Genomic DNA, 8,577 nt, shown 5'->3' on the forward strand with positions numbered 1-8,577 from the left:
TCGGTATGGCGTGCGTGTACCCGGGCGCGCCCGGCCTGGCGGAGTTCTGGGCGCGGACCGTCGCCGGGGCCGACGCGGTCGGCGAGGTGCCGGCCGGGCGGTGGGACCCGGAGCTGTACTACGACGCGGACCCGGCCCGGGCCGGGGAGCGGACCCCGTCGCGGTGGGGCGGCTTCCTCGACCCGCTGCCCTTCGACGCCCTCGCGCACGGCATCCCCCCGGCGTCGCTGACCGGGATCGAGCCGGTGCAGCTGCTGTCGCTGGAGATGTCGGCGCGGGCGCTCGCCGACGCCGGGTACGGCCCCGGGCGGGACTTCGACCGCTCCCGCACCTCGGTGGTCTTCGGGGCGGAGGCCGGCACCGAGCTGGCGGGGGCCTACGGGCTGCGGGCCCTGCACCCGGCCTACCTCGGCGAGCTGCCGCCGGAGCTGGACGCCCAGTTGCCCCGGCTCACCGAGGACTCCTTCCCCGGGGTGCTGGCCAACGTCATCGCGGGCCGGGTCGCCAACCGGCTGGACCTCGGCGGCGCCAACTGCACGGTCGACGCGGCGTGCGCGTCGTCGCTGGCGGCCTTGGACCTGGCCTGCCGCCAACTGCGCGACGAGGACAGCGACATGGTGCTGTGCGGCGGCGCCGACCTGCACAACGGCGTGAACGACTACCTGCTCTTCGCCTCGGTCAGGGCGCTGTCGCCGTCCGGCCGGTGCCGCCCGTTCGACGCGAGCGCGGACGGGATCGCGCTCGGGGAGGGGGTGGGGGTGCTGGTCCTGAAGCGGCTGGCCGACGCCGAGCGGGCCGGCGACCGGGTGTACGCCGTGGTCAAGGGCGTGGGAGCGGCAAGCGACGGCCGCTCCTTGGGCCTGACGGCGCCCCGGCCGGAGGGGCAGCGCCGGGCGCTGGAACGGGCGTACCGGCGGGCCGGGATCGCCCCGGCCGAGGTGGGGCTGATCGAGGCGCACGGCACCGGCACGGTGGTCGGCGACGGCACCGAACTGGCGGTGCTGACCGACCTGTTCACGCAGGCCGGGGCTGCGGCCGGGGCGTGCGCGCTGGGCTCGGTGAAGTCGCAGATCGGGCACACCAAGTGCGCGGCCGGGCTGGCGGGGCTGATCAAGGCGGTGCAGGCGGTGCACACCGGTGTCCGGCCGCCGACCGTGAACCTCAAGACCCCGAACCCGGCGTGGCGGACGGCGTCGAGCCCGTTCGCGTTCGACACGGTGGCCCGGCCGTGGCCGGTGCCGGTCGAGCAACGCGTCGCGGGTGTCAGTGCGTTCGGCTTCGGAGGCACCAACTACCACGCGGTACTGGCGGGCTACGGCGGGGCCGCCGAGCCCGGTCACGCGCTGGCTGTCTGGCCCGCGGAGCTGTTCTTCTTCCGCGGTGCCGACCGGCGGGCGGCGGGCCGGGCGATGTCCCGGCTGGCGGGCCGGCTGGCCGAGAACGCCAGCGCCGGACGGCCGTGGGCCCTGCGGGACCTGGCCGCTGAGGTCTCCACCCAGCCGGGGCCGGTGCAGGTGGCCGTGGTCGCCGCCGACCTGGACGAGCTGGCGCGGCGGCTGGAGCGGGCCCGGGCGTTCACCGCGGGCGACGGGGTCCACGTCCGGCCGCAGGACGCGGACCCGGGCCGGGTGGCGTTCCTCTTCCCCGGCCAGGGCAGTCAACGACCAGGCATGTTGCGCGACTTGTTCGTGGCCTTCCCGGCGCTGCGGCAGTTGCTGGAGGAGGCGCCGGAGACGGCCGCGGCGATGTTCCCACCGGCGGCGTTCACGCCGGAGGAGCGGACGGCGCAGCGGGTGGCCGTCACCGACACCCGGGTGGCGCAGCCCGCCCTGGGTCTGGCGGGCGCCGCCGCGCACCTGCTGCTCGGCGAGCTCGGCGTACGGCCCGACTGCGTGGCCGGGCACTCGTACGGGGAGCTGACCGCGCTGTGGGCGGCGGGCGCGTACGACCTGCCGGCCCTGCTGCGGCTGAGCCGGCGGCGGGCCGCGGCGATCCTGGAGGCCGCCGGGGACGATCCGGGGGCGATGGCCGCGGTGGGGGCGGCGCCGGAGGACGTGCGGGAGGTCGCGGAGCGCACCGGGTGCGTGGTGGCGAACCACAACGCGCCGCGCCAGTGCGTGGTGTCGGGGCCGACCGGGGCGGTGGACGCGTGCGTGGCGGCCCTGCGGGCCGCGGGGACCGGCGCCGACCGGATCCCGGTGGCGTGCGCGTTCCACAGCGGGGTGGTGGCGGGAGCGAGCGCCGCTCTCGCCGACGAGCTGGCCGGGACGGCGGTGGCCGACGTCGCCGTCCCGGTCTGGTCCAACACGACGGCGGCGCCGTACCCGCACCGTGCGGACGCCGTACGGGAGTTGCTGGCCAGTCAGCTGGCGGAGCCGGTGCGCTTCGTCGAGCAGATCGAGGCGATGTACGGGTCCGGCGTCCGGACGTTCGTGGAGGCCGGCCCGGGCCGGGTCCTGGCCACGCTGGTCAGCCGCATCCTGGCCGGCCGCCCCCACCGGGTGGTCCCCCTGGACGTGCCCGGCGAACCGGGCCTGCCCCGCCTCCTGACGGCCCTGGCCGAACTGGCGACGGCCGGTGTTCCCGTGACCCCCGACAGGCTGTTCCAGGGCCGCGCCGCACACCTCCCGCCGCACCCGCCGCGCCGCGCCGGCTGGCTGGTCGACGGCCACCTGGTCCGCGACGCGGCCACGGGCGAACCGCTCGCCGGAGGCCTACGACCGGCTCAGCGGGTGGCCGGGGCGGGGCCGGGTGGCCCGGGCGGAACGGGCGGAGCGGGCGGTCCGGCCGGACCGGGTCCCGGCCGGGCCGCGCCCGTGCACGCGGCGGTCGCCCCAGGCCCTGGCTCCGGCTTCGGCACGTACTCGGTCACACGGACGGACACGACCTCGCTCTCGGAAGGCGGATCGGCCATGACGGCAGGCACAGCGGTGAGCGCGACAGGGGCCGCCGAGGGCGCCCCGGCCGGGAGCGGCCGGGGCGGCTCCGAGCGGCGGGAGGAAGTCGTGCTGGAGTACCTCCGGACCACCCGCGAACTGGCCGCGGCGCAGCGGGACGTACTGCTGAGCTACCTCGGCACCCCGGACGGCCCACCGACCCCCGCCCCGCGACCGTACGCGGCCCTCCCCGACCGGGCAGTGCCCCACGGCAACGACAACGGCAACGGCCAGGCCCACGCCCACGCCCACGCCCACGCCCACGCCCACGGCACGATGAGCTCCGCCCCGCAGCCCTACGCGGCACTCCCTGCCCCGGTCCCGGTCAACGGCTACGGCCACCCCCGGGCCGACGGCGGCCGGGGCTCCGTCCCAGGGGCCTACCCGGCGGACCACGGCCCGGCGGGCCACACCTCGGTCGTCAACGGCAACGGCAACGGCCGCGCCGGGGCCGACGGCCCGACCGGCGGCCCGACCGAGGGCCTGGCCGACCGCGTGGCCGACGGTCCAAGCGACGCCTCGGTGGCCGGCGGTGGCGTGGTCGTGACCCCGGCGGCGCCCCGTGCCGACGAGGTCATGGAGATCGTGCTGGACATCGTCCACGGGCGGACCGGCTACCCCCACGACATGCTCGAACCCGATCTCGACCTGGAGGCGGACCTCTCGATCGACTCCATCAAACGCGTCGAGATCGTCGGGGCGCTGGCCGACCGCGTCGGCCTGCTGCCCGACGGCGCGGCAGCGGGCGCCGACGGTTCGCCGGTCGAGGAGCTGGCACGGCTGAAGACCCTGCGCGGCATCGTCGACTGGATCACCACCCGTCACCCCGCCGCCACCGGCGCCCGGCCCGAGGCGCCGCCGCCCGCGCCGGACGGCGTGCGTGCGGTGACCGGGCCTCCGGCCCGGCTCCGGCGCCTCGTGGTCGAGGACGTCCCCCTCGGGGACCCCGGCCCGCGGGACCCGCACGACGTGCTGCGCGGCCGCCGGTTCGGGATCGTCGAGGACGGGCACGGGATCGGCCTGGCGCTCGGCGAGATGCTGCGGGCGCAGGGCGCCGAGGTGCTGGGCCTCACCGAACTGGCCGAACTGACCGAACTGACCGAACTGGCCGAACAGACCGGCCTGATGCCCGATCTGACCGACCTGACCGACCTGACCGACCTGGCGGACGCGGAGGGCGGGCACGGCACGCCGGGCGCATCCGACGCCCACGGCACGCCGGACCCCGATGCCGCGGCGGACGCGCACCGCACCCCCGCCAAGCTCGACGGCCTGGTCGATCTGGGCGCCCTGCGGCCCGCGTCGCAGCCCGTGCTGCCCGAGGGCTTCGCCGCGCTCCAGCGGGTGCTGACCGGCGGAGCCCGTTGGCTGCTCCTGGTCGGCGGCACGGCCGCCGGAACCGGCGCCGACCCGCTGCCCGGCGCCGGCCTGCCCGGCTTCGCCCGGACCGCCGCGATCGAGTTCCCGGGCACGCTCGTCCGCGCCGTGGACGTCGATCCCAAGGACCACCCGGAGCGCGTCGCGGCCCGTCTGCTGGCCGAGCTGCTCACCCCCGACGGGCCGCCCGCCGTCGCGTACGCGCCCGAGGGGCAGCGTCTGGTCCGGCAGGCCCTCGACGCCGAACCTCCCACGGCGCACGGCTCGTTGCCGGTGTCCGCCGACTCCGTCGTGCTGCTCAGCGGTGGTGCGCGCGGGATCACCGCGCGAACGGCCCTCGCCCTGGCCCGGGCCACCGGCTGTCACATCGAGCTGCTCGGCCGTACCGAACTCCCCGCCGAAGCAGACCCGTTCCCGCACGCCCAGGACCGGGTGGCCCTGCGCGCCGCCCTGATCGCGCAGGGCCTGCGCGCCCCGGCCGAGATCGAGGCCGCCGCCTCGCGGATCCTGGCCGAGCGCGAGGTCAGGGCCACCCTCGACGCCCTCGCCGGGACCGCCGCCTCCGTCCGGTACCACCGCGCCGACGTCACCGACGAGGCCGCCGTCCGGGCGGTCGTGGCCGACGTACGCGCCCGGCACGGCCGGCTCGACGGGATCGTGCACGGCGCCGGAACGCTGCGCGACGCGCTGCTGCGGGACAAGGAACCGGCCGCCTTCGCCGAGGTGTTCGCCACCAAGGTGACCGGCGCCCGGCACCTCGCGGCCGCGGCCGCCGACCACGGCGCGTCCCCCGCCCCGCGCTTCCTGGCCCTGTTCGGCAGCGTCGCGGGCGTCTACGGCAACCGCGGCCAGTGCGACTACGCCGCCGCCAACGACGCCTTGGACACGCTCGCCCGGGCCTGGGCGGGCGACGGCTTCCCGGGCCGGGTGCTCTCCGTGGACTGGGGGCCGTGGGCGGCCGAGGCGGGCGGGATGGTCACGCCGGAGCTGGAACGGGCGTACGCGCGCCGCGGCATCGCCCTGATCGAGCCCGAGGCCGGCACCGCGGCCTTCCTCGCCGAGCTGGCCGGCGGCACCGACGTCCAGGTGGTGCTCATGGCCGAGCAGGGCGACGACGGCGGCCCTCGCGCCAACGGCACCCCCGAGGCCGGCACCGCCCCCGGGGCCGGCACGGCACGGGGTCACGCCGCCGGGGGCGAGCGCCGTGGCTGAACTGCGCCGCGGCCCCCGGCCCACGGACGCCGCGATCGTCGGCATGGGCGCCGTGTTCCCCGGCGCCCCCGACCTCGCCGCGTTCCGCCGCAACCTGCTCGCCGGGACGGACGCCATCACCGCGGTGCCGCCCGGTCGTTGGGACCCCGAGGTCTACTACGACCCCGCCGGGGCCACCGGCCCGGCGGTCAGTGACCGCTTCTACTGCCGGCGCGGCGGCTTCGTCGACGGCCTGGCGACCTTCGACCCGACCCGCTTCGGCATCATGCCCACGGCGGTGGACGGGGCCGAGCCCGACCAGATGCTCGCGCTGCACGCGACGGCGGAGGCGATCGCAGACGCCGGTGGCGAGGCCCGGCTGCCGGCCGACCGGTCCCGGATCGGCGTGGTGCTGGGCCGGGGCGGTTTCATGGGCGTGGCCACCGCCCGGCTCGACCAACGGGTCCGTACGGCCCACCAGGTGGCGCAGACGCTGCGCGAACTCGCGCCCGAGCTCGGCGAGGAGCGCATCGCCTCGGTGCGCGCCGCGTTCCAGCAGGCCCTGGGTCCCGAGCGGCCGGACGCCTCCATCGGCCTGGTGCCGAGCTTCACCGCCGCCCGGACCGCCAACCGGCTGGACCTGCGCGGACCCGCGTACACGCTCGACGCGGCCTGCGCCTCCTCGCTGCTGGCCGTGGACCAGGCGGTGGGACTGCTGGCCGGCGGGCGGTGCGACGTGGTGGTGGCGGGAGCCGTCCACCACTGCCACATCGCCACGCTGTGGAGCGTGTTCACGCAGCTCAGGGCGTTGAGTCCGAGCGAGCGGATCCGGCCGTTCGACCGGCGCGCGGACGGCACGCTGCTGTCCGAGGGCACCGGGATCGTGGTCCTCAAGCGGCTCGCGGACGCGGAACGGGACGGCGACCGGGTCTACGCGGTGATCCGCGGCACCGGCGTGGCCGGTGACGGCCGGGCCGCCAGCCTGATGAGCCCGCTGCCCGAGGGCCAGGTACGGGCGCTGGAGCGGGCCTGGCGGGAGGCCGGGCTCGACCCGCGGGCGGCGGACGCGCTGGGGCTGCTGGAGGCGCACGGCACCGGGACGCCGGTGGGTGACGCGGCCGAACTGCAGACACTGGCGCAGGTGTTCGGGCCGCCCGACCCGGCCGGCGGCGGAGGCCGGGGGCCCGGCCGCGACCACCGGCCGATCGCCCTCGGCTCGGTGAAGTCGATGCTCGGCCACACGATGCAGGCCTCCGGCATGGCCGGCCTGATCAAGGCGGCCCTCGCGGTGCACGAGGGGGTGCTGCTGCCGACGCTGCACGTGGAGGAGCCGCACCCGGACCTCGCCCGGACCCGGATGCGGCCGCTCACGTCGGCCGAACCGTGGGAACAGGGCCGGGCACCGCGCCGCGCGGGGGTGAACGCCTTCGGCTTCGGCGGCATCAACGCCCACGCCGTCCTGGAGGAACGCCCCGCCCCCGCCCCGCTCCCGGCGCTCTCCCGCCGCTTCCTGCCGGTCGGCGCGACCGGCCCGGAACCGGTACCTGCGAAGGCGCCGGCGGAGGCACCGGCGGCCGTCACGGGAGCCTCCGCCTCCGCCTCCGCCTCCGCGTCCGTCTCCGCGTCCGCCTCCGCCTCCGGGCCGAGGCCCTCGTCCACGTCCACGTCCCCGTCCACCTCCACCTCGCCCTCCACGCCCACACCCCCACCCACGTCCACGTCCTCGTCCTCGTCCTCGTCCACGGCCGAACAGGTGCTGCTGCTGACCGCCCCCGACCCCGCCGCCATGGCCCGGCTCCTGGCCGGGAAGCGCAGCGGTGGCGCCCGGCCCGGGACGCGCGGCGGGCCGCGCGGCAGCGCCGGTGATCCGTGCCGTCTGGCTGTCGTCGGCCCGACCCCGCAGCGGCTCGCCCTCGCGGCCAAGGTGGTCGGACGCGGCACGGCCTGGCGCGGCCGGGGTGACGTCTGGTTCAGCCCGCGCCCCCTGCTGGGCCCGGCCGGTGGCGGTCGGGTGGCGGTGCTCTTCCCCGGCCTGGAGCCGGAGTTCGCCCCGGCCGTCGACGACGTCGCCGAGCTGCTGGGTCTGCGCCCACCACCGCTGTCCCGTGGCACGGACCTCGTCGAACGCGCGCTGGACGCCATCGGCGCGGGCCGGTTCTTCGCCACCGCCCTGCGCGCACTCGGCATCGAGGCCGACCTCCTGGCCGGTCACTCGGTGGGCGAATGGGCGGCGATGGTGGCGGCCGGGATGTACCCGACCGAGGCCGTGGACGCCTTCCTCGACTCCCTGCGCCCGGGCGCGCTGAAGGTCCCCGACCTGGTCTACGCCGCCCTCGGCTGCGGGGCCGATCGAGCCGAGGCGGCCCTGCACGGGCTCGCGGACATCGTCGTCAGCCACGACAACTGCCCCCACCAGTCGGTGGTGTGCGGGTCCCCGGACGACGTCGCCCGGGTGCTGGCGCGCCTGCGCTCGGAGGGGGTGCTCGGCCAGGAACTGCCGTTCCGCTCGGGCTTCCACACACCGATGTGGGAGCCGTACCTCGACCAGGTGCGCCGCGCCTTCGACCGGCTCCCCCTCACCGCGCCGGGCGTTCCCGTCTGGTCGGCCACGACCGGGGCGCCGTACCCCGAAGGGACTGAAGCGGTACGGGAACTGGTGGTCCGTCATCTGCTGCGGCCCGTCGACTTCCGCCGACTCACGCTGCGGCTCTACGAGGAAGCGGGCGTGCGCGGCTTCGTCTCGGCCGGGCCCGGCAGTCTGACGGGCTTCGTCGAGGACACGCTCCGCGGCCGGGAGCACCTCGCGGTGGCCGCGTCCGTACCCCGGCTGGACGGCCCGGCCGCCCTGCGCCGGGCGGCCGCCGCCCTGTGGGCCGAGGGCCTGGACCCCGACTGGACCCGGCTGGCGCCACGGGCCACCACTCCCCCGACCGCCCCCACCCTCGTCCCCGGCCCCGCGCTCGCCCCTACGCCCGCGGCGAAGCCGGGCACCCCGCGCCCCGGTGTCCCGCTGGACCTGGGCTCGCCCCTGGTACGCCTCGGCCCGGCGGCCCGGGACCTGATGGCGCTGCCC

At 77.5% G+C, this 8,577-nt stretch carries 2 protein-coding genes; both read left to right on the forward strand.

Features of this window, described 5'->3' with window-relative positions; all coding sequences use genetic code 11:
* Positions 1–14: 14 nt before the first annotated feature.
* Complete coding sequence (locus LG632_RS30640; RefSeq protein WP_308109367.1) at positions 15–5,525, forward strand: SDR family NAD(P)-dependent oxidoreductase; 5,511 nt, start codon at positions 15–17, stop codon at positions 5,523–5,525.
* Between the two features lie 43 nt (positions 5,526–5,568).
* A partial coding sequence (locus tag LG632_RS28585) for a type I polyketide synthase (RefSeq protein WP_226730642.1) occupies positions 5,569–8,577 on the forward strand: 3,009 nt, incomplete at its 3' end.

The organism is Streptomyces antimicrobicus, assembly GCF_020532625.1.
GTDB classification, from domain to species: domain Bacteria; phylum Actinomycetota; class Actinomycetes; order Streptomycetales; family Streptomycetaceae; genus Streptomyces; species Streptomyces antimicrobicus.